At 67.4% G+C, this 233-nt stretch carries 1 protein-coding gene; it reads left to right on the forward strand.

Annotated features, from left to right (window positions below; all coding sequences use genetic code 11):
* The coding region (locus ACQG3P_RS24420; RefSeq protein WP_426806494.1) for a M13-type metalloendopeptidase at positions 1-233 on the forward strand (233 nt) is incomplete at both ends.

Below are 233 nucleotides of genomic sequence, written 5' to 3' on the forward strand. Positions count from 1 at the left end.
ACCCGAAGGTGGACGGCTTCAGCCGCGACCAGCGCTACTACTTAAACTGGGCCACCGTGTGGCGCACCAAGTACACCACGGAAAACGCCAAGGTCCGCCTGGCCACCGATCCGCACGCCCCGGCTGCGTTCCGTGCCATGTGCGCGCCGTCGAACCTGCCGACCTTCGCGGCCGCGTTCGAATGCAAGCCCGGGACGCCGATGTTGCGCGCCGGCGACAAGCAGGAGGTGCTA

Origin of the sequence: Stenotrophomonas sp. SrG (assembly GCF_050031795.1) — a bacterium.
GTDB classification, from domain to species: Bacteria; Pseudomonadota; Gammaproteobacteria; order Xanthomonadales; family Xanthomonadaceae; genus Stenotrophomonas; species Stenotrophomonas rhizophila_A.